The 20,458-nt window shown below is 63.2% G+C and carries 18 protein-coding genes; 10 read left to right on the plus strand and 8 right to left on the minus strand.

Translation table 11 applies throughout. The annotated features are described in order from the left end of the window. The first annotated feature begins 70 nt into the window (after window positions 1-70). Genes HF955_RS16560 through HF955_RS16570 form a run of 3 tightly spaced genes read left to right on the plus strand, consistent with a single transcriptional unit; the run spans window position 71 to window position 4,826 of the window. Window positions 71-2,446: a glycoside hydrolase family 3 N-terminal domain-containing protein gene (locus HF955_RS16560; protein ID WP_291076685.1), complete on the plus strand. Its 2,376-nt coding sequence runs from the start codon at window positions 71-73 to the stop codon at window positions 2,444-2,446. Beyond that, window positions 2,443-3,465: an SMP-30/gluconolactonase/LRE family protein gene (locus HF955_RS16565; protein WP_291076686.1), complete on the plus strand. Its 1,023-nt coding sequence runs from the start codon at window positions 2,443-2,445 to the stop codon at window positions 3,463-3,465. Before HF955_RS16560 ends, HF955_RS16565 begins: the two co-directional genes overlap by 4 nt. Continuing rightward, window positions 3,456-4,826: a GntP family permease gene (locus tag HF955_RS16570; protein WP_291076688.1), complete on the plus strand. Its 1,371-nt coding sequence runs from the start codon at window positions 3,456-3,458 to the stop codon at window positions 4,824-4,826. The genes HF955_RS16565 and HF955_RS16570 overlap by 10 nt, the downstream gene beginning before the upstream one ends. On the opposite strand, the gene HF955_RS16575 is transcribed toward HF955_RS16570, so the two are convergent. Both HF955_RS16575 and thiS read right to left on the minus strand, forming a co-directional pair. After that, window positions 4,827-5,597, minus strand: coding sequence for a thiazole synthase (locus HF955_RS16575; protein ID WP_027836229.1), 771 nt, complete (start codon window positions 5,595-5,597; stop codon window positions 4,827-4,829). 54 nt (window positions 5,598-5,651) lie between these two features. After that, window positions 5,652-5,864, minus strand: a complete 213-nt coding sequence (gene thiS, locus HF955_RS16580) for a sulfur carrier protein ThiS (RefSeq protein ID WP_027836230.1) — start codon at window positions 5,862-5,864, stop codon at window positions 5,652-5,654. A gap of 64 nt (window positions 5,865-5,928) precedes the next feature. Here thiS and HF955_RS16585 point away from each other — a divergent pair, with 64 nt between their 5' ends. The 4 genes from HF955_RS16585 to aat all read left to right on the plus strand — a co-directional run bounded on the left by HF955_RS16585 (window position 5,929) and on the right by aat (window position 8,969). After that, on the plus strand, window positions 5,929-6,372 hold the full coding sequence (locus tag HF955_RS16585) for a type II 3-dehydroquinate dehydratase (protein ID WP_291076693.1): 444 nt from the start codon (window positions 5,929-5,931) through the stop codon (window positions 6,370-6,372). 6 nt (window positions 6,373-6,378) lie between these two features. Next, the gene (gene accB / locus HF955_RS16590) at window positions 6,379-6,855 is read left to right on the plus strand and encodes an acetyl-CoA carboxylase biotin carboxyl carrier protein (RefSeq protein WP_291076695.1); all 477 of its coding nucleotides are present in this window, start codon (window positions 6,379-6,381) and stop codon (window positions 6,853-6,855) included. A gap of 1 nt (window position 6,856) precedes the next feature. After that, window positions 6,857-8,215, plus strand: a complete 1,359-nt coding sequence (accC, locus tag HF955_RS16595) for an acetyl-CoA carboxylase biotin carboxylase subunit (RefSeq protein WP_291076697.1) — start codon at window positions 6,857-6,859, stop codon at window positions 8,213-8,215. A gap of 76 nt (window positions 8,216-8,291) precedes the next feature. Then, on the plus strand, window positions 8,292-8,969 hold the full coding sequence (aat, locus tag HF955_RS16600; protein WP_291076699.1) for a leucyl/phenylalanyl-tRNA--protein transferase: 678 nt from the start codon (window positions 8,292-8,294) through the stop codon (window positions 8,967-8,969). Here aat and HF955_RS16605 read toward each other — a convergent pair. Genes HF955_RS16605 through HF955_RS16615 form a run of 3 tightly spaced genes read right to left on the minus strand, consistent with a single transcriptional unit; the run spans window position 8,882 to window position 10,267 of the window. Next, entirely contained in the window at window positions 8,882-9,358 is a 477-nt protein-coding gene (locus tag HF955_RS16605) for a DUF2155 domain-containing protein (protein ID WP_291076700.1), read from the minus strand. The two genes, aat and HF955_RS16605, sit on opposite strands and share 88 nt — an antisense overlap. After that, window positions 9,358-9,882, minus strand: a complete 525-nt coding sequence (mlaD, locus tag HF955_RS16610) for an outer membrane lipid asymmetry maintenance protein MlaD (protein WP_291076702.1) — start codon at window positions 9,880-9,882, stop codon at window positions 9,358-9,360. The genes HF955_RS16605 and mlaD overlap by 1 nt, the downstream gene beginning before the upstream one ends. Beyond that, on the minus strand, window positions 9,875-10,267 hold the full coding sequence (locus tag HF955_RS16615; protein ID WP_027836236.1) for an NADH:ubiquinone oxidoreductase subunit NDUFA12: 393 nt from the start codon (window positions 10,265-10,267) through the stop codon (window positions 9,875-9,877). Before HF955_RS16615 ends, mlaD begins: the two co-directional genes overlap by 8 nt. Window positions 10,268-10,465: 198 nt before the next feature. Between HF955_RS16615 and HF955_RS16620 the strand changes: the two genes are divergently transcribed. Both HF955_RS16620 and HF955_RS16625 read left to right on the plus strand, forming a co-directional pair. Then, a complete protein-coding gene (locus tag HF955_RS16620) occupies window positions 10,466-12,718 on the plus strand; it encodes a hypothetical protein (protein ID WP_291076706.1) in 2,253 nt (750 codons plus the stop codon). Between the two features lie 162 nt (window positions 12,719-12,880). Further along, a complete protein-coding gene (locus HF955_RS16625) occupies window positions 12,881-13,627 on the plus strand; it encodes a pentapeptide repeat-containing protein (protein WP_291076708.1) in 747 nt (248 codons plus the stop codon). A 57-nt stretch (window positions 13,628-13,684) separates the two neighbouring features. Here the strand turns inward: HF955_RS16625 and aspS are convergent, their stop codons facing one another. Then, on the minus strand, window positions 13,685-15,517 hold the full coding sequence (gene aspS, locus HF955_RS16630) for an aspartate--tRNA ligase (RefSeq protein ID WP_291076710.1): 1,833 nt from the start codon (window positions 15,515-15,517) through the stop codon (window positions 13,685-13,687). Between the two features lie 97 nt (window positions 15,518-15,614). Here aspS and rnd point away from each other — a divergent pair, with 97 nt between their 5' ends. Next, window positions 15,615-16,781: a ribonuclease D gene (gene rnd, locus HF955_RS16635; protein WP_291076711.1), complete on the plus strand. Its 1,167-nt coding sequence runs from the start codon at window positions 15,615-15,617 to the stop codon at window positions 16,779-16,781. 9 nt (window positions 16,782-16,790) lie between these two features. On the opposite strand, the gene HF955_RS16640 is transcribed toward rnd, so the two are convergent. Continuing rightward, window positions 16,791-18,269: a Ppx/GppA family phosphatase gene (locus HF955_RS16640; protein WP_291076713.1), complete on the minus strand. Its 1,479-nt coding sequence runs from the start codon at window positions 18,267-18,269 to the stop codon at window positions 16,791-16,793. Continuing rightward, window positions 18,269-20,443 (minus strand): RNA degradosome polyphosphate kinase, encoded by a 2,175-nt coding sequence (locus tag HF955_RS16645; RefSeq protein ID WP_291076715.1) that lies wholly within the window; start codon window positions 20,441-20,443, stop codon window positions 18,269-18,271. The genes HF955_RS16640 and HF955_RS16645 overlap by 1 nt, the downstream gene beginning before the upstream one ends. Window positions 20,444-20,458 lie beyond the last annotated feature (15 nt).

Raw genomic sequence — 20,458 nt, forward strand, 5'->3', positions numbered from 1 at the left:
CATTCAGACAGGCTCCCTCAATGATCGCGCTAACAAGATGCGCAATCGGCGCGCAGTGCGGGAGGGAATCATGGCCAATGCTCAGTGGAGCAAAACACTTTCTATTGCAGGCAGCCTTGTTGCGGCCGGCGCGCTTCTGACGGCTTGCGCAACGCCGCAGGCAGCCGCGCCCCTGCCAGCCAGCTCTGCCGGTCCCGTCACCGTTCCTGCGGCGTGCCAGCCCAATTCCAGCCTGACCAATGCGTCCGAGCGCGTTCGCGCCCTGGTCGCAGAGATGACGCTGGATGAAAAACTGGGACAGCTCAACCAGGCGGCCGGTGGGCGCAGCAAGTCGCTGAACTCGAAACTCACGCCAGACGAGTTGGACAAGGTGCGGCGCGGCGAGATCGGATCCTATCTGCATGTCGCGGGGGCCGAACCGCTCGGTGAACTCCAGAAAGTGGCCGTGGAGGAAAGCCGGCTCGGCATTCCGCTTCTGTTCGCAATGGACGTGGTACACGGCTATCGGACGCTCTTCCCCGTTCCCCTCGCCATGGCCGCCACATGGGACCCGACGAGTTGGCAGGATGCCGCAAGGATCTCGGCTGACGAGGCGTCGGCCTCCGGTCTCCACTGGACCTTCGCCCCCATGGTCGATCTTGCGCGGGACCCGCGCTGGGGGCGCATCGTCGAGAGCGCCGGCGCGGATCCCTATCTCGGTGCGCGCATGGCCGTCGCACAGGTCGAGGGGTATCAGGGGTCCGACCTGTCGGCACCGGATACAATTCTGGCCGCCACCAAGCATTTCGGGGCGTATGGCGCCCCCATTGGCGGCCGCGACTATGGATCTGCGGACATCAGCGAACAGAGCCTGATGGAGAGCTATCTGCCGCCCTTCTATGCTGCGACGCGCGCCGGCACCGGCTCGATGATGACCGCCTTCAACGATATTGCCGGCGTTCCCACTACCGGCAACGAAGCCCTGATCGATGGTCTTCTGCGCAGCGAGTGGGGATTTGACGGGATGATCGTGTCGGACTGGAATGCCGTGGCCGAACTGATCAATCACGGCGTTGCGGAGACCCGTGAACAGGCCGGTATCCTGGCCCTGCAGGCAGGGGTCGACATGGACATGACGAGCGCCGTCCTGCCGACCGAGATCAAGGCGGCCGTCGCAGGCGATGACTGTCTCGCGCAGGATCTGGATGCGGCCGTCGCACGGATTCTCACGACCAAGGAACGTCTGGGACTGTTTGACACGCCAATGGCCTATCATGACACGGACCGGGAAGTTGCCGCATTGCTGACAGACTCGAACCGCGCCGCCGCGCGCGAGGCGGCGGTCAAATCCATCGTCCTGATGAAGAATGAGGCTCAAACCCTGCCGCTGTCCCGCTCCCCGCAGAATCTCGCAGTGATTGGCGGACTGGCCGAAGACCGGCTGACACAGCTCGGCTCCTGGCGCGCTCAGGGACAGGTGGACGACGTGGTCTCGCTGATCGACGGATTGCGTGACAACGCGCCAGACGGAACCCGCATCGATTATGTGGCGGGGGCCCATCCCTCAACAGAGACAGACACCACAATCGAGGATGCCGTGCGCGCTGCATTGGCCGCTGACCATGTCCTGCTGGTGATTGGCGAAGACTATGACCTGTCCGGAGAGGCGCGAAGCCGGTCCGACATTGCCCTGCCGGCCAATCAGGCCGCTCTGGCCGAAGCCGTGTTCAGCACCGGCAAACCGGTCACCCTGATCCTGGTGACGGGCCGTCCGCTCGCCATCGAGACAGAAGCGGACGCCGCCGACGCGGTGCTGAACACCTGGATGCTCGGAGTCGAGGCGGGCAATGCGCTGGCCGATGTGCTGTGGGGGGATGTCTCTCCTGCCGGGCGCCTGCCGGTGGAGTTCCCGCGCCGCACCGGCGCTGTACCGCACACCTATTCGGAGTATCCCGGTGGCCGCCCCGCCGATCCCGACCTGTCTCGCGACACGAACCGCTTCATCGACATTCCGATCACACCGCTTTTTCCCTTTGGCCACGGGCTTGGCTACAGCCAGTTCGACTATGGGGACCTGACCAGCAATGTCGCGTCTGCGGCCCCCGGCGAGGAAATCCGGCTGAGCGTACCGGTCACGAATACCGGTCCCGTCGATGCGGACGAAGTCGTGCAGCTCTACATGCGCGATCCCGTTGCCACCATCGCCCGGCCATCGCGCGAACTGCGCGGCTTCATCCGGACCCGCATTCCGGCCGGCGCAACCCGGATCGTGACCTTCACGCTCACCCCCGACCAGGCCGCGATATACCGGCGTGATGCGGGCTGGACGGTTGAAGCCGGCCGCCTCGATTTCATGGTCGGCGCCTCCGCTGCCGACCTGCGCAGCAAGGCCAGCGTTGAAATCAGCCAGACCTACTCAACAGACGCGCCAGCCAGCGCGCTCGAAACCAAGGTGGACGTCCAATGATGCAGTCCCGTCGAACCTTTCTGGGCACCGCTCTTGCCACCGGTCTCACGGCTGCATGCGCCACGCCTGTGCGATCTTCTGCGGCGACATCGGCCAACATCGAATGGATGACTGATGGGGCGCGGGGCCTGTTTCCGCACGGCGCCCATTTAGAATCCCTGGCATCCGGCTACACGTGGAGCGAGGGTCCGGTCTGGGATCGCGTCCGCAACCGTCTCTATTTCTCCGATGTGCCGGGAAACATCTGCTGGACCTGGTCTGAAGCCGGGGGCGCCCAGGAATTCCTGAACCCGTCCGGGATACCGGGGTCGCAGGCCCTCGGTTTCCGTGAACCCGGCGCCAATGGTCTTGCGATCTCGCGGGATGGCAGGCTCCTGATCTGCAATCATGGCAAGCGTGCCGTCGAAGCCATGGATCTCGATACCGGAGCGCGGACAATCCTGACCGGGACATATGAAGGACAGAAATACAACAGCCCGAACGATGTCATCGAAGCACAGGATGGCACCCTGTTCTTCACCGACCCGCCCTATGGCCTGGAAGGGATGAATGCGTCCCCGCTCAAGGAACAGACTGCCAATGGCGTCTACAGGCGCGCCCCGAACGGGACCGTCACCCGCCTGATCGACACGATGACGTTCCCGAACGGGGTGGCGCTGTCGCCGGACGAACAGACCGTCTATGTCAGCCAGTCCGATCCTGAAGCGCCCGTCATCCTGCGCATGGCACCTGACGGGTCAGGTGCCGGCATCCTGTTTGACGCGGCGGCCTACATGTCCGACGACGCCCCCGGATTGCCGGACGGCATGGCCGTTGCCCGCTCCGGTCACATCTGTGCCACGGGCCCGGGCGGAGTTTTCATCCTCTCCCCGGCGGGTGAGGCGCTGGCCCGGATCAATACCGGAATGGCAACCGCAAACTGCTGCTTTGGCGATGCCGACGGGCAGACCCTCTACATCACGGCACATGACACATTGATGCGTATCCGGACGACTCTTCGCGGCGTCGCATGGAGCTGACCGAAACCCTGGCGGCCTATCGCCCGCTGCTCGCCACCGGGTTCGGCATTGCGGGCCTGCTTGTCCTGATCCTGCGGGCGCGCATGAACGCCTTTGCGGCGCTGTTGCTGGTTGCCATTTTCAGTGCGCTCGCCGCCGGCATGGCACCCGATGACGCATTCGACACATTGTCTCGCGGATTGGGCGGAACACTCGGCTTTATTGCAACGGTGATTGGCCTGGGTGCGCTGTTCGGCGCAATCCTGCAAGCATCCGGCGCCCTGGACGCACTCGCGAGCAAGCTCTCCTCGACGTCCGGATTCCGCACCAATCAATGGCGCATCGCCGGCATAGGCCTTCTGGCATCCACGCCGGTCTTCTTTGACGTCGCCCTGATCATTCTGGCCCCCCTGATCCTGACCATGGCCCATGAGCGCCTGAAACCGGCCATGTCGCTGGGCCTCCCCCTGATGGCGGGCCTCGCGGTCGGCCATGCCTTTTTGCCACCGACGCCGGGCCCCATCGCGATCGCGGAACTGATCGGCGCTGACCTTGGCTGGGTCATCCTGTTCGGCGCCCTGACCGGAGCGATAGCACTCGCTGTCTCGGGCCCGCTCCTTGCGATATTCCTCGAGAAACGCGGCCTGCTCCCTGTCGGCGATCCTGCCTTCGACTTCGACGAGCCTGCCTCTGCGACCGCCAGCACCATGCCCCGTGTGGAACGCGCCATATTCCTGATTGCTCTGCCGCTGGCGTTGATCCTGCTGGGAACACTCTCCGGCATGCTGCCGGACGGGCCGGTGCGCTACGTGCTCGAAATCGTCGGCCACCCGTTCAGCGCCCTGCTCATTGCCTGCGGAGCATCCTGGCTTCTCCTGTTCCCGAAGACAGAGGCCGGCCGCAAGCACATGTCCGATGCTCTCGCCCGCGCGTTCGAACCCACCGGCGCCGTCATCCTCGTGACGGGCGCAGGCGGGGCCTTCAAACAGGTTCTGGTCGATACAGGGGCCGGCGAGCAGATCGCAACGGCCGCCCTGGGAATCGGATTTGGCCCGCTGCTGACGGGATACGTGCTCGCCGTCATCCTGCGGCTGGCACAGGGCAGCTCAACCGTCGCGATGATCACATCGGCAGGCCTCACCGCGCCAATCGTCGCGATGGCCAGCCTGACCGCCCCCCAGCTTGGTCTGGTGGCGATTGCCATTGCCGCCGGTGCGACGACGGGCAGTCATGTCAATGACAGCGGCTTCTGGCTGGTCGGCCGCATTTTCGGGATCTCGCCCGGGGAAACCTTGCGCACCTGGACCGTGTCCACCACGCTGATCAGCCTGGTCGGGTTCGCGATGTGCCTGTTGCTCTACGCTTTGCTCGGCCTCGCCTGATCAGATCAGGCCGGCCAGGGGCGAGCTTGGATCAGCATACATTTTCTTCGGCATCCGGCCCGCCAGATACGCATCCCGGCCCGCAATGACGGCGTGCTTCATCGCATTCGCCATGCGAATTGGATCCTTTGCCGCCGCAATCGCGGTGTTCATCAGAACGCCATCGCACCCCAATTCCATGGCAAAGGCCGCATCCGACGCGGTGCCCACGCCCGCATCCACAATCACCGGAACACGGGTCTGCTCCACGATCAGGCGAATGTTCACAGGGTTCATGATGCCGAGTCCCGAGCCGATCAGGCTGCCAAGCGGCATGATGGCACAGCAGCCAGCGTCTTCCAGCATGCGCGCATAGACGGGATCGTCTGAGCAATAGACCATCACTTCAAACCCATCCGCAATCAGCGCCTTCGCGGCGTCCAGGGTCTCCGGCATGTTGGGATACAGGGTTTTCTGATCGGCCAGGACTTCCAGCTTGACCAGGTTCCAGCCACCGGCTTCCCGCGCCAGGCGCAGCGTGCGCACGGCCTCATCGGCCGTGTAGCAGCCTGCCGTGTTGGGCAGATAGGTGAACTCGTCAGGGCTGACAAAATCCGTAAGCCGGTCTTCTTCCGGATTGGACAGGTTCACCCGGCGCAACGCCACCGTAACGATCTCCGCCCCGGCCGCGCGCGCCGCATCGGCGTTCTGCTGATAGGACGCATATTTGCCCGTGCCCACGATCAGGCGGGAATTGTAGGTCTTTCCGGCAATGGTGAGTTGGTCTGTCAAAGGTCTGGCCTGTCTTGTGTAGGGTTTCTGCGGAGCCGGCGGAGGCGCGGGAGATCAGCCACCGCCCACGAATTGCACCACCTCTATGCGGTCCCCCGCTTCGATCACAGTGCCGGCATGTTCCGACTTTGGGACGATCTCGAGATTCCGTTCAATGGCGATGCCGCGCTGGTCCCGGCCGGACTCGCCTGCAATCTGCAGCACGAGCATGGCGAGTGTTGTACCGGCTTCCACTTCGCGGGACTCCCCATTGACTGTGATCAACATTCAGGTTTTCTCCGTTCACCAGCCCCCTTGCCTTGCCCGGCGTTACAGCGCAAGACGGAACACTATGTCCAAGCCCGTATATGTCCTCGGAGGTCCCAACCTCAACCTTCTCGGCTCACGCGAGCCCGAGATATACGGGCGCGACACGCTTGAGGACATTCACCAGCGCCTGCGCACGCTCGCCGGCAGCACACCTCTGGAGCTGCGCCAGACCAATCACGAAGGCGAACTGGTCACCTGGATTCAGGAGGCCTCTGCCAGCGGCTCAGCGCTGATTCTGAACGCTGCTGCATACACGCATACCTCCATTGCAATTCACGATGCCCTGAAGGCGTGCAATATCCCGGTGATTGAAGTCCATTTGTCGAATCCGGCGGCACGAGACTCGTTCCGCCAAGTGAATTACGTTTCCCCCGCCGTTAAGGCCACAATCGCAGGCCTCGGTGCCTATGGTTATGAGCTGGCATTGATGGCGGCCAAGTCCCTGACGGGCCAAGAAGAGACCTGACACCCCATGAGCACACCAAAGAACAAGCTGGATACCGGCCTCGTCCGGGAACTCGCAGCCATCCTGCGGGAAGCAGACCTCGGCGAGGTTGAAGTCGAACATGACGGCCTGCGGATTCGCGTCAGCAAGCCTGCGGCACCCGTCGTCCAGGCTGCCGTTGCCGCTCCGGCGCCTGTCGCCGCTGCGCCCGCACCTGCGGCTGCCCCGGCCACGACTGACGCTCCGGCTGCGGCTGCACCGGCTGCCTCCGACAAGGCGATCAAGTCGCCGATGGTCGGAACGGTCTATCTTTCGCCGGAACCCGGCGCCAAGGCATTTGTCTCGGTAGGTGACAAGGTGAAGAAGGGCGACACGCTCCTCCTCGTCGAGGCAATGAAGACATTCAACCCGGTCGAGGCCGACAAGGCTGGCGTGGTCAAGGAAATCTATGTTTCCGACGCGCAACCCGTTGAATATGGCGAAGCTCTAATCCTGATCGACTAGCATGGCTGACCAACCCGTTATCAAGAAGGTTCTCATCGCCAATCGCGGTGAGATCGCACTTCGGATTCACAGGGCCTGCAAGGAGATGGGCCTGTCGACCGTCGTCGTTCATTCGGAAGCCGACAGTGACGCCATGGCGGTGCGCCTCGCAGACGAGAGTGTCTGTATTGGCCCTGCCCCGTCCTCCGAAAGCTATCTGAAGAAGTCGCAAATTCTCGCCGCTGCCGAGATCACAGGTGCAGACGCCATCCATCCGGGCTACGGCTTCCTGTCGGAGAATGCTCAGTTCGCCGAGATGGTCGAGGCTCATGGCCTGGCCTTCATTGGGCCGACGGCAGAGCATATCCGTATCATGGGTGACAAGATCGCGGCCAAACAGGCCATGATCGATGCCGGTGTCCCCTGTGTGCCAGGATCTGATGGCGCCGTCAGTTCGATTGCCGATGCCAAGAAGGCCGCCAAGAAGATCGGTTTCCCGGTCCTCGTGAAAGCTTCGGCAGGCGGCGGTGGCCGGGGCATGAAGCTCGCCAAGACCGAGGCCGATCTGGAAAACGCGGTCCGCACCGCCAAGACCGAGGCCAAGGCAGCCTTCGGCGACGATGCCGTCTATCTGGAGAAGTATCTTCAGGGCCCGCGTCACATCGAGATCCAGATCATTGCGGACACGCATGGAAATGTCGCCCATCTCTGGGAACGCGACTGTTCGCTTCAGCGTCGCAACCAGAAAGTCTTCGAAGAGGCGCCCTCACCCGAGCTCAACCAGGCACAACGGGAAGAGATCGGCGGTATCTGCGCCCGTGCCATGGAGAAGCTTGGCTATCGCGGTGCCGGCACGATTGAGTTCCTCTACGAGGACGGCAAGTTCTATTTCATCGAAATGAATACGCGCCTGCAGGTCGAACACCCGGTTACCGAGATGATCACCGGGATCGATCTTGTCCGGGAACAGATCCGTATTGCCGAGGGCAAGAAGCTGTCGTTCAGCCAGCAGGACGTGATGCTGGTGGGCCACGCCATCGAATGCCGCATCAATGCCGAGCATCCTGAAACCTTTGTGCCGTCACCCGGCCTCATCACCGATTTCCATGCCCCGGGCGGTCCCGATGTTCGGCTCGATAGCGCTGCCTATTCCGGCTACCGGATCCCGCCGCACTACGACTCCCTGATCGGGAAGCTGATCGTTCACGGACGAACCCGCCGGGAATGCATCATGCGGCTGCGTCGGGCGCTTCAGGAAATGGTCGTTGGCGGCGTGTTCACCACGCTGGACCTGCATCGCAGGCTGGTTGAGAACGAGGACGTCCTGGCCGGAGAATACAATATCCACTGGCTCGAAAAGTTTCTTGAAAATCAAAGCTGAGGGATATTCGACCTAAGCGGTGAAACTGGCTCGTCAGAGGGTAGACAGCCCCGACCCCGGTGGCCATATAGCGTCTATGTCACAACGGTTTTCGACATCGGACCTGCTTGCCTGTTATCGACGTGGGATCTTTCCCATGGGCGATGCGCGCAACGATCCGAACCTGTTTCTTGTCGACCCCGACATGCGCGGCATCATCCCCCTGGACGGGTTTCACGTTCCGAAACGCCTGATGCGCAAGGTGAAGCAGGAACCGTTCCGGGTCACCGTTGATCAGGCCTTCACCCGGGTCATGGAGATGTGCGCCGAAAGCGCGGCAGGCCGGGAGAGCACCTGGATCAATTCTCCGATCCTGAATCTCTACAGCGCGCTGCACCGCGAGGGCCACGCCCATTCGATCGAGTGCTGGGACGGGGACCAATTGGTCGGAGGGCTTTATGGCGTTGCGCTCGGAGGTGCCTTCTTCGGAGAGAGCATGTTTTCACGGGCGACGGACGCCTCGAAGATCGCCCTGGTCCACTTGGTCGCCCATCTTCTCGAAGACGGCTTCGTGCTGCTCGATGCCCAGTTCCACAATCCGCACCTGGAACAGTTCGGCCTGATCGAGATTCCCCGGGCAGACTTCAAACAATTGCTGAAGGAGGCGCTCAAGATCGACGCGCGCTTCTATTCGAATTCGGTCTCGTCGTCCTCAGCGCGGGGCGCAAGCTTTACCGGATCCGGGGCCGCACAACGGATCACCCAGATATCATAGACCGGATGTTCGAGCGCGCTGAGGCCCGGCGAGGACGCATACATCCAGCCGGAGAAGAGTTCAGGGTTCTCTTCGCTCACTGTCTCGACATCTTCGGCATCAACGGCCGCTTCCATCGTTTCGACGGCAACAGGCTGGGTCGATGCGATCTTCAGGAAGGCCGCGCTTTCCGGGGCTTCTTCCGGCGGCGTCTGGTAACAGACCTGCAATTCCACTTTCAGGGACCCGAACACGACCGGCTCGCCCACTTTCACTTCGATGTCGGTGGACCGGCCGGTAATCTTGTCCAGCGCCCGCAAGGTTGCAGTGTCCTTCTGGACGAAGTTGGCAGCCTGCGCGGCGCCCACCGCAAGAACCGACGCCAGCAAGGTGAAGGCGAAGCTTCGCATCACTCGTAATCCTCTACCGGATAGGCATCATCGCTGGCCGAACCGGCATCCCCGGCCGAACTGTCACCGCCATCTCCGCTGCCTGACGCGAAAGACGCAAACAGGGTCAGCAGGTCGACGCTGCCGCGTGTGAATGTGATCTCACCGGATCCGTCCTGCGGGATGTTGTCAAAGCTGCCGCCCGGCTCCAGCGCGACATAGGCCCCGCCCAGCAGGCCATCGGTCGACACCCGTGCGTCGGTGTCTTCCGGCAGGGCCCATTTTTCGTCCAGGCTCATCGTGACCACGGCCTCGAACCGGTCCGGGTCGCCCTCGATGCTTTTCACGATGCCGGCCTTCACGCCGGCGATGCGCACATCGGTGCCCCGCGAAATGCCTGAAACATTGTTGAAGCGTGCCGTCACGTCATACTGATCGCCCTGCGTTTGGCCGTCCCCGCCGCGATCCATCGCGAACCAGAGGAATGTGCCCGCCACTGCGACGACGGCCGCTCCGACCAGGGTTTCGAACAGGGATTCACGCATCTGGAGTCCAGGCCTCATAGTCGCCGCTCGCCTTCTGGCGCGCCATGCCGGACGACAGGCTGCCCTTGGGCTTGGTGGCATAAGGGGTGCCGGTCATGTTCGGCTTGTGATCGGTTTCCCAGTCCCGGCGAGTCAGGGGGGTCTTCGTCGGCGGCTCCTCGACGGTGTGGTGAAGCCAACCATGCCAGTCTGCCGGCACTTTGGACGGCTCGGCCAGGCCCTTGTACATCACATAACGGCGTTTACGACCTTCCAGGGACGCCTTGCGTTCCTCGAAATACCGATTGCCATACTCATCGGTGCCGACATAGGCCGAGCGCCGCTTGATGTCGAAAGCGGCTCCGAGCGTGTGCCCGCTCCACCAGGTGAAAATCTGTTTCAGCATCGTGGGGAAGTCCTGACGTGTCTTGTTGGCCGTAATATGGCGTCATCCGGGCAGTTAATCCATCCGGCAGCCGCAGGCAATGCGACGCACGATTTAATGAACGGCGCGTGTGTTTTAAAGGCCGGCGCGGTTGATACCGGCCTCCGGACCCGTCACGCTTGTCTGAGTGATTCGCTGATGATTCGCGGGGAGGCATGGATGAAGACAGCCGAGATGGAATCGGTTCTGCAGGCCGCTGAGGCTGACGGGCTCTTGTCGGAGGAACTGGAACTGGGCGCAATCCTCCGCGCAGCTGGCAAACCCTGCCGGCCGATGACCGCGGAAGCCCTTCGGAATGTCTCGTCCGCCTATGCCGCCCGCGGCCTGCTCGAGGCCTCCCAGATTGCCACTGCGGAAATGCTCGAACGGCTTGGCGATGCGCCTCGCAATGCGGAACTGGCCGAAGCCGTCGCATCCGGCCTGCCGCAGGACATCCTGGAAGAAGCATTGCGCCAGCCGGACGGCTTCGCGCGCACCGCAGACGCCCTCCGGATCGCCGCCGCCAATATCCCGCCACCGCCACCTGCCGTCTTCAGCGCAGATGGTATGTCACAGGACCTCGATTCCCTGTTGCTCGGAGCGCTCCGCGAAGGCGCGGAAATCCTGCTGACACACGCGCCCCTGCCGGCCGCCCGTCAGGCCTGCCGCCTGCTCGATGTATCCCTGGCCATCAGCCCCGATGGCCTCGAGAGCGACCTTCTTGCCTCCATCGCCGAGGCCGCCGGCAAAAGCCTCGGAGAGGGCGTCCTTCTGGTGCACGGTCTCGGTGCTGCCGTGCTGTCGCTCGGTCTCGCCTATGACAGCGAGGAGGGCCGGTCCGTCGCCGGTGCGCTCTGTGCGCTGGTGAAATCCTGCGCGACCGGAGCCTCGCTGCCTGCGGCCCAGGCCGGCATTCTCGGGCTCGAAGCCCGGCGTGCCGCGTCCAGGAAAGCCTGTACCGTCGCCATCCTGCCGATTGCCGACCTGGCGGACATCCTGCCGGAGTGCGAGAGTGAAGCGGCTGCGCCGGTCCGCACCCTGCTCGCCTACACCGATGAAGGCCCGACCCTGGCCCGGTGCGCCCGCCTCGCCATTTCGCGGACCTCTCCGGAATCCCTGCCCACCATTCTCAGCCGTGTGGCCGAATGCGGCAGCGAGGATCTCGAATCAGCACTCGGCGCGGACCGGTTGCGTGATCGCGGATTTTCGGAAGCGGCACTGGAGCGTGTCTCCCGCGCCCTGGGCGAAGGCCTGCCGCTGAACGCCGCTTTCTCGCGCTGGGTTCTGGGCGACGAAATCATCAGCGAGGATCTCAAGCTCGCGCCGGAGAAGTTCGATTCCGACGGGCTGGGACTGCTGTCGGCCATGGGCTTCTCGCGCAAGGACATCGCGAACGCCGAGGCTGCGGTCGACGGGACAGCCGAAGACATTGCCGCCCAGGCGTTTCGCCAGAGCGGTCTTGAAACCAGTGTCAGCATGGAAGCCGAAATCGCCTTCGCCGAAACCTGCGCCGCCGCGCTTGGCAGCCTCACGGCCGTTCGCGTCACGGGCCGGAACGGGCTCGACATGGCCGATGCGGCAATTGCTGCCGGTGTGTCTGCCCTGCTGACCGGCATCCGCGCCCCGGCGGGCGACGATGTGGTCGACCGCATGGAGCAGATCCTGACGCTCGCCGATGAACTGGCCGTGGAGTCCGACGCCGCCTACCAGGCCACCGAGACGGCCGAGCCCGGCAGTCGCCGACCCGCGGGGCGCACCCGCCTGCCCGACCGCAGGAAGGGCTATATCCAGAAAGCGTCGGTCGGCGGACACAAGGTCTACCTCCATACCGGCGAGTTCGATGACGGCGCGCTCGGCGAGATCTTCATCGACATGCACAAGGAAGGCGCCGCCTTCCGCAGCCTCATGAACAATTTCGCCATCGCAACCTCCATCGGACTGCAATATGGCGTGCCGCTGGAGGAGTTCGTCGACGCCTTCGTGTTCACCCGATTCGAGCCCGCCGGCGCCGTCACAGGCAATGACCGGATCACCAAGGCCACCTCGATCCTCGACTATATTTTCCGCGAACTGGCTGTGTCCTATCTCGGCCGGGACGACCTCGCCGAAGTGGATGTCACCCATGACGGACTCGGCCGCGGCGCCGGGGATGGCACGCGTGAGCCGGCCGAATTCACCGAAGAGGCCGCACAGCTCATCTCCCGCGGCTTCTCACGCGGACAGCTGCCCGACAATATCGTGATCCTCGACAAGAAACGTGAGCAAAAACAGAGCGAAGAAGCCGAGGATGACTCGCTCGATGCGCCCGATTATCTCAGCGAGCCCTGTCCGTCCTGTGGCAGCTTCACCCTGTTCCAGATCAGCGAAACGGGCGATGCCGAATGCGACACATGCGGTCAGGAACTGATGGGGTCCGGCGAGGCTCCGTCCTGATTACTGTCCCACGCACAGTAAACATCCGGCCAGGTCTGCCCCGAATTGAAGTGTAGGGGCGCGTTTCAAGTCATGGCGGATTTGCAACACTTGGCCCGAATTTGACAGTTCTTACTGTTTGTTCAGTTTGGCGTATACGGGCGACGCGGTATCCAGATAGGCATGACGCGCTTGGTTTATGCCTTCCTGTCCGCATCGGCCTTCTGCGGCGCTGCGATGACCGCAGAAGCCCAGAGCCAGCCGGTTGCATGGTCGCCCGGTTATGCCGGTGCCTGTGGGGAATGCGACCTGTCCGGCAAGAATCTGACCGGCTGGACCCTGACCGGCGGCAATTATGCCAGCGCCCGGCTCGAATACGCCTTTATGCGCGGTGTGCAAGCCGGCAATGCCAATTTCGAAAATGCCGAAGCAACCAGTGCCGACATGCGCGGGGCAATCCTGACCTCTGCACGATTCTCGGGCGCCACCATGGCTGACGCACGCCTGCAGGGCGTTCAGGCCACGGGCACCGACTTTCGCAGCGCCAATGTGCGCGGCGCAAACTTCCAGGCAGCGCTCCTGGTCGGGGCAAATTTCGCCTCTGCAGATCTGACAGGGGCGCGTCTCGAACAGGCTGACCTGTCAGGCGCCAATCTCACCGGCGCATGGCTCAATGAGTCCGTAATCACCGGCGCCGTCTTCAATGGAGCGAACATGACCGGCGCCCAGCTGGTCAATGCAGATATCGCCGGCGCATCCTTCCGCGATGTCCGGTTCATCGACGCCGATCTGACTGGCGTCACAGGTGCTGAGGCAGCTGAATTCTCGGGCGCGTGCGTCTCGCTCAGCACCCTCTTGCCGGAGACGCTGGCCCTGCCGCTCTGCGGCGCCAGCACCAGCCCGGCGCCCGCCACGATTGCCAGCAAATAGAAAAGGCGGCGGAACGCGCAACGCTCCGCCGCCCTGTCCTGTGTCCGCGCCAACCGGCTAGGATTTGACCTGCGGGGCCAGGCGGATGTGCAGCTCTTTCAGCTGTTTCTCGTCTACCGGGCTCGGTGCCTGCATCATCAGGTCGCGGGCCTGCTGGTTCATCGGGAACAGCGTCACGTCGCGGATGTTCTCCGCATCTGCCAGCAGCATCACAATGCGGTCCACGCCGGGGGCAATGCCGCCGTGCGGCGGAGCGCCATAGCGGAACGCGTTCAGCATGCCACCAAACTCGGCTTCGACCACATCCGGGCCATAACCTGCCAGTTCGAAAGCCTTCAGCATCAGCTCCGGGCTGTGGTTCCGGATAGCACCGGATGATAGCTCCACGCCATTACAGACGATGTCGTACTGGTATGCTTTCAGCTCAAGCTGCTTCTCTTCGGTGTCGGCCGCCATCAAGGCGTCCATGCCGCCCTGCGGCATCGAGAACGGGTTATGGCTGAAATCGACCTTCTTGTTGTCTTCGTCATACTCGTACATCGGGAAGTCGACGATCCAGCAGAGGCGGAAGACGCCCTCCTCGATCAGCTCCAGTTCCTCGCCGATCTTTGTCCGCGCCGCTCCGGCCAGCTTGTAGGCGTCGCCTTTCTTGCCGGCAGAGAAGAAGATGCCGTCGCCTGCACCGAGGCCGAGCGATTCCAGCAATGCGGCCAGATGGGCCGGCTCGAAATTCTTCAGCACCGGATCCTGGCTGTCGACCCCGCCGCCATCGGCATCCTTCAGGCGGGCATAGCCGAGCCCCGGAGCCTGCATTTCCTTCTTCGCCCACTTGTCGAGATCGTCGAAGAATTTGCGGGATTTCTCCGCCGCGGCCTTCGGTGCCGGGATGGCAATTACGCGGCCGCCACCGGCAATGATCTTGGCGAAGATGCCGAACCCGGTCTTGCTGTCATCCGCGAAGAAGTCGGACACGTCCGCCAGTTCGATCGGGTTGCGCAGATCCGGCTTGTCAGAGCCATACTTGGCCATCGCCTCGGCATAGGGAATACGCGGGAACGGGCCGTCCGGCACGGTGCGCCCCTTGCCTTCCCAGTCGGCGAATTCGCTGAACACGCCCGCCATGACCGGCTCGATGGCGTTGAACACGTCTTCCTGCGTCACGAAGCTCATTTCGATATCGAGCTGGTAGAATTCGCCGGGCGACCGGTCGGCGCGGGCGTCCTCGTCGCGGAAGCAGGGCGCGATCTGGAAGTACCGGTCGAAGCCGGACACCATCAGCAGCTGCTTGAACTGCTGCGGCGCCTGCGGCAGCGCGTAGAATTCGCCCGGATGCAGACGGCTCGGCACAAGGAAGTCACGGGCGCCTTCCGGGCTCGACGCCGTCAGGATCGGCGTTTGGTATTCGGTGAAGCCCTGCTCGATCATGCGGCGGCGCAGGCTGGCAATCACCTGGCTGCGCAGCACCATGTTCTTGTGCAGCGTCTCGCGGCGCAAATCGAGATAGCGATGCTTCAGGCGGATGTCTTCCGGATAGTCCGGCTCACCGAACACCGGCAGCGGCAGTTCCGCAGCTTCCGACTGGACGCTGACCTCACCCGCCACGACCTCGATCTCGCCCGTGGCGAGGTTCGGATTGACGAGGCTCTCGTCCCGGGCAACCACCTTGCCTTCCAGCGTGATGACGCTTTCCGCCCGCAGCCGTTCGACGGTCGCAAAACCCGGCGATCCCGGATTGAACACAACCTGTGTCAGGCCGTAATGATCCCGCAGGTCGATGAACATCACCCCGCCATGATCGCGGCGGCGGTGCAGCCAGCCTGACAGTTTAACGGTTTCACCGACATGGGACTGGCGAAGTTCCCCGCAGGTGTGGGTGCGATAGGCGTGCATCGGAAATTCTCTCCGGAAATACGGTCCAACAGAAATAAAGCGCGAAAGGCATGGAACCTCTCGCAATTGTCAAGGCGATGCGATACGCAAGCGCGCGATGACTGACAACACCCTGACTCCCATTACTGAGCAGTCGGCACTGGAAGACCTGTGCGGAAAGCTCTCTGAATCCGACTTTATCTGCGTCGACACCGAGTTTCATCGGGAGACGACATACTGGCCGGAACTCTGCCTCGTACAGGCCTCCGCCCCCGGCGTGGAAGGCCTGATCGACCCATTGGCGGACGATCTGGACATCGGCCCCTTTCTGGACCTGATCGCCGCCGACAACCGGGTAAAAGTGTTTCATGCGGCCCGTCAGGATATCGAAATCTTCAACCGGCTGATCGGCCACCCGCCCGGCCCGATCTTCGATACGCAAGTCGCCGCCATGGCGCTCGGCCTCGGTGATTCGATTTCCTATGACAATCTCGTCCAGCGTGTGTTGAAGCGCCAGATCGACAAGTCCAGCCAGTTCACCGACTGGACCCGCCGCCCCTTGAGCCAGAAACAGCTGGTCTACGCCCTCGGAGACGTGACCCATCTGCGCGACGCGTATCTCAAGATGCGGGACAATCTGGAATCCCTCGGGCGGCTCAATTGGGTCCGCGAGGAAATGGCGGACCTGGAAGACCCGGTGAAATACGACACCGACCCGGCCAATGCCTGGCAGCGCCTGAAGCTGCGCAAGCCGAAGAAGGATTACGCCGCGATTGTCGTCGCGGTCGCCGCGTGGCGCGAAGCCATCGCCCAGGAACTCGACAAGCCGCGCCGGCGCATTCTCAAGGATGACGCCATTCAGGAGATCGCCAGCCAGAAACCCCGCTCGGAGCAGGATTTCGGTCAGCTGCGCGCGGTGCCGAACGGTTTCATTCGGTCGAAATATGGGCAGGGCCTGCTGGAGGCGGTCGCCGACGCTATCGAGAATCCGGACCGCTATGCGCCCGAGCTCGCCCCGCGCGTCCAGAATGCCCAGATTCCCGCTGGCGCGCCGGAACTGCTCAAGGTGCTGTTGAAACATGTCAGCGAAGAGAATGACGTGGTCCCGCGCCTGATCGCCAATGCCGCCGACATCGACCGCATCGCCCGCGGCGAGACCAGCGACGAGATCGCCGCCATGTCGGGCTGGCGGTTTGACATGTTCGGCCGCAAGGCTCAGGCCCTGCTCAGCGGCAAGCTGGCCGTCTCCTTCGAAGGGGGACAGGTCCGGCTGTTCGACGTCTGAGGCGTCGCCTCAGCCGATCTTCACATCCGGCTTGAGACGCAACTGGCTGGCCGTCTGTGACAGACGCCGCACGACCGTGTCCGACACCATCGCCTCGTCCGCCTTCGACACGCGCAGCTGCAGCAGATCCTCCGTTCGGGCAAGGCTGGCCCGGCGCAGGATCGGTCCGGACCGGCCGGAAAACACCGCCCCGAGCCGCATGGCACTGCCGATCTGGCGCGCCCGCCCATCCTGCTCCGGCGTGGTCAGCGGCGTGTACTCGTCCGGCCGTTTGAAATCCTTCTCGTATCGGCAGCCAATGGCGTAGGCGATCAGGGCCCGTTCGCTGTGGCTGACGCCGGTATAGGGCGCGCGCAGCGCCTGATCATAGGCCATCTGCGAGCGATGGTCCGGATGAAACCGCCCGGCACTGTCAGCCATCATGCAGGCCGCCTTTTCGATCCGGATATCCGCTGCCGGCGACCCGAACAGGTCCGGTTCCGGCGCCAGGGCCGGTGCGATGAAATCGTGCAGCGCCTCACCGAACTGGATCTGGTTGCGGTCGAGCCGGGCAAAGGCGATCACCCCATCCATCAGCGGATCATCTGCGGTTGGCCCCAGAGCATCCCGCAACACGCCTTCCCGCAGGCCGCTGGATGAAATCGTCACGCCCTCCAGCTCGCTCATCGCCAGGATTTCCTGCAGCAGGATGGCCGCGACTGGCAAATATCTCGCGCGCCGCTTGTCGACGTTTTCCAGCAAGGTCCGCGCGGCCGGATTAGTCAGGCTGTCGAAACAGAGCCTGGCCACCTTGTCCACCTGGGTCTTCGACATCTGGTATCCCTGCAGTACCCGCAGCGCATAGGATTCCAGCTCCATGTTCAGCTTGGCCAGCGTGCGCCAGGCGCCGCCCACCGCATAGAAGCGCCCCTCGGCCTGCGCCAGGGTCTCCGACGTCTTGAGGGTCGCGCGGATCGTCTTGCGCAGCGCCTTCAGGTCCAGGTCGCCATCCACCAGGGACAATGGCCCCAGCATCAGGCTTTCGCCCGGTTCGGCGACGCCGCCCACCTGCTTGAATTCCAGGCTCGATCCGCCAAGATCGCCGATCATGCCTGCCGGATTGTGGAAACTGGCTTCCACGCCGACAGCCGACAGGCGCGCCTCGTCCTGCCCCGACAGGATGGTCACGCGACGGCCCAGGGCCCGGGAGGCCTGCTGGATGAAGGCCGGCCCGTTCTCGGCCGAACGCACGGCGGCGGTCGCCACGGCCGTATAATTACCCAGATTGAGCGCCTTCAGGATCGCCTTGTAGCGGCCCAGCGCCCGGAGGGCCGACTCCACGCCGGTCGGCGACAGCTGACCCGTCTTCATCAGGCCTTCGCCAAGGCCCGCCATGACCTTTTCGTTGAAGGTCGGCAGGATCGATGCCCCCAGCACGCTGTAGATGACCAGACGCACCGAATTCGATCCGATATCGATAATGGCCGCGCGTTCAGACTTCGGCAGCATCAGCTGGACACGCCTTCCCGCGGCTTCAGCCGGGGCGGCAGGCTCACTTCCAGCGCGCTGCCACGGCCGGACAGGCTGGGATTGTCCATGAAATAGGTATGGGCCGAGAACGGCTTGGCGCCCTCTTCCCAATCCATCCGCTGATAGGAGCCATCCTCCTGCATGATCCAGCTCTGCTGCTCGTCATTCAGATTCGCCACCATGATCTGGTTCAGCACCTGCCGGTGCACCGTGGCATTCTCCACCGGCACCAGGGCCTCGACCCGGCGGTTCAGATTGCGCGGCATCCAGTCTGCGGACGAGATGAACACCTTGGCCTTCGGCGATGGCAGGGCATGGCCGTTCGAGAAACACACGATCCGCGAATGTTCAAGGAACCGTCCGACAATGCTCTTGACGGAAATGTTGTCCGACAGGCCCGGCACGCCCGGGCGCAGGCAGCAGATGCCCCGCACGACCAGAATGATCGGCACCCCGGCCTGGCTGGCCCGGTAGAGCGCATCGATCACTTCGCCGTCGACCAGCGAGTTCATCTTCGCCCAGATGCCGCACGGCTCATCCCGTTTTGCCGCCTCGGCCTCGGCCTCGATCATCCCGACCAGTTGTTCCTTCATGTCGAGCGGCGACATGCCCACCTTCTCCATGACCGGGCCAACCGAAGGCGGCTCGCGATAGGCCGTCACGAAGTTGAACAGGCGATTGGCATCCCGCCCCAGCGCATCATCGGCCGTGAACAGCGACAAATCGGTATAGATCCGCGCATTGATCGGATGGTAATTGCCCGTGCCGTAATGCGTATAGGTGCGCAGCGCATCGCCTTCACGGCGCACGACCAGCGACACCTTGGCATGGGTCTTGTACTCGATAAATCCGTATACGACCTGCACACCAGCCCGCTCCAGATCCCGCGCCAGGCGGAGATTGGCCTCCTCGTCGAACCGCGCCTTGATCTCCACCAGCGCCGTGACGTTCTTTCCGGCTTCGGCGGCTTCCACCAGCGCAGCCACGATCGGGGAATTGGCGGTCGTCCGGTACAGTGTCTGCTTGATCGCGACCACTTGCGGATCCGCCGCAGCCTGGCGCACGAACTGGACCACGACATCGAAGGTCTCGAACGGGTGGTGCACCAGGATATCCTTCGCCCGGATGGCCGCGAAGCAATCCCCGCCCATTTCCCGGATGCGCTCGGGATAGCGCGGCTCGTAGGACGGAAATTGCAGGTCGGGCCGGTCGCTCACGATCAGTTCCGACAGCTGCGCCATGCCCAGAATGCCGTCATACAACACGATGTCGGCCTGTTCGGCCCCGATCTCGCGCGTGATCAGCTTGCGCAAATCATCCGGCGCGCTCGACTGCATCCGGATACGGACGATACGCCCGCGGCGGCGCTGCTTCAGCAGCACTTCGAATTCCCGGATCAGGTCCTCGGCCTCTTCCTCGATCTCGATATCGCTGTCGCGAATGATCCGGAACAGGCACCGGTCCTTTTCCTCGAAGCCGGGGAACAATTCCCCGATGAACATGCCGATCACGTCTTCCAGCGCGATGAAGCGCAAATGCCCCTTGTTGCCCTTGGGCAACCGGATGAAACGGCGCACAAAGGCCGGCAACGGAATGATCCCGACATGATCCTCACCATTGCCCTTGGGCACCAAATTGATGGCGATGGAGAAGCCGAGATTGGGAATGAACGGGAACGGGTGCGCCGGATCGACCGCCAGCGGCGTCAGCACCGGGAAGATGTTCGAGCGGAAATACTTGTCCAGTTCCGCCCGGTCCCGCTTGTTCAAATCCTTGACGCCCAGCACATCGATGCCTTCGGCGTGCAATTCCTCCTTCAGCGTCCGCCAGCGCTCCTGCTGCTCGGCGATCAGGTTGAGCGAGGCCGCCTCGATCTGTTCGATCTGCTGCGCCGGCGTCAGCCCATCCTGGCTGGCCCGCACGACGCCGGCCCGCACCTGTTCGCGCAACCCCGCATAGCGCACCATCTCGAACTCATCGAGATTGCTCGCGGAGATCGACAGGAAGCGCAGCCTTTCCAGCAGCGGATGCTCGTAATTGGACGCTTCCTCCAGGACCCGCCGATTGAATTCCAGCCAGGACAATTCGCGGTTCAGGAACCGGTCCGGCGACGTCATCAGCTGTTCCACGGTTTCAGACGGTCCATCAGCCATGATGCGAACTCCGCT

The sequence above is a fragment of the Hyphomonas sp. genome (genome assembly GCF_017792385.1).
Lineage (GTDB): Bacteria > Pseudomonadota > Alphaproteobacteria > Caulobacterales > Hyphomonadaceae > Hyphomonas.

What these genes read in the sequence shown, in the direction of transcription:
- HF955_RS16560 (WP_291076685.1), top strand. Translation starts at nt 71, where the DNA reads ATGGCCAATGCTCAGTGGAGCAAAACACTTTCTATTGCAGGCAGCCTT.
- HF955_RS16565 (WP_291076686.1), top strand. Translation starts at nt 2,443, where the DNA reads ATGATGCAGTCCCGTCGAACCTTTCTGGGCACCGCTCTTGCCACCGGT.
- HF955_RS16570 (WP_291076688.1), top strand. Translation starts at nt 3,456, where the DNA reads ATGGAGCTGACCGAAACCCTGGCGGCCTATCGCCCGCTGCTCGCCACC.
- thiS (WP_027836230.1), bottom strand. Translation starts at nt 5,864, where the DNA reads ATGTTGATCACAGTCAATGGGGAGTCCCGCGAAGTGGAAGCCGGTACA.
- HF955_RS16585 (WP_291076693.1), top strand. Translation starts at nt 5,929, where the DNA reads ATGTCCAAGCCCGTATATGTCCTCGGAGGTCCCAACCTCAACCTTCTC.
- accB (WP_291076695.1), top strand. Translation starts at nt 6,379, where the DNA reads ATGAGCACACCAAAGAACAAGCTGGATACCGGCCTCGTCCGGGAACTC.
- accC (WP_291076697.1), top strand. Translation starts at nt 6,857, where the DNA reads ATGGCTGACCAACCCGTTATCAAGAAGGTTCTCATCGCCAATCGCGGT.
- aat (WP_291076699.1), top strand. Translation starts at nt 8,292, where the DNA reads ATGTCACAACGGTTTTCGACATCGGACCTGCTTGCCTGTTATCGACGT.
- HF955_RS16605 (WP_291076700.1), bottom strand. Translation starts at nt 9,358, where the DNA reads ATGCGAAGCTTCGCCTTCACCTTGCTGGCGTCGGTTCTTGCGGTGGGC.
- mlaD (WP_291076702.1), bottom strand. Translation starts at nt 9,882, where the DNA reads ATGCGTGAATCCCTGTTCGAAACCCTGGTCGGAGCGGCCGTCGTCGCA.
- HF955_RS16615 (WP_027836236.1), bottom strand. Translation starts at nt 10,267, where the DNA reads ATGCTGAAACAGATTTTCACCTGGTGGAGCGGGCACACGCTCGGAGCC.
- HF955_RS16620 (WP_291076706.1), top strand. Translation starts at nt 10,466, where the DNA reads ATGAAGACAGCCGAGATGGAATCGGTTCTGCAGGCCGCTGAGGCTGAC.
- HF955_RS16625 (WP_291076708.1), top strand. Translation starts at nt 12,881, where the DNA reads ATGACGCGCTTGGTTTATGCCTTCCTGTCCGCATCGGCCTTCTGCGGC.
- aspS (WP_291076710.1), bottom strand. Translation starts at nt 15,517, where the DNA reads ATGCACGCCTATCGCACCCACACCTGCGGGGAACTTCGCCAGTCCCAT.
- rnd (WP_291076711.1), top strand. Translation starts at nt 15,615, where the DNA reads ATGACTGACAACACCCTGACTCCCATTACTGAGCAGTCGGCACTGGAA.
- HF955_RS16640 (WP_291076713.1), bottom strand. Translation starts at nt 18,269, where the DNA reads ATGCTGCCGAAGTCTGAACGCGCGGCCATTATCGATATCGGATCGAAT.
- HF955_RS16645 (WP_291076715.1), bottom strand. Translation starts at nt 20,443, where the DNA reads ATGGCTGATGGACCGTCTGAAACCGTGGAACAGCTGATGACGTCGCCG.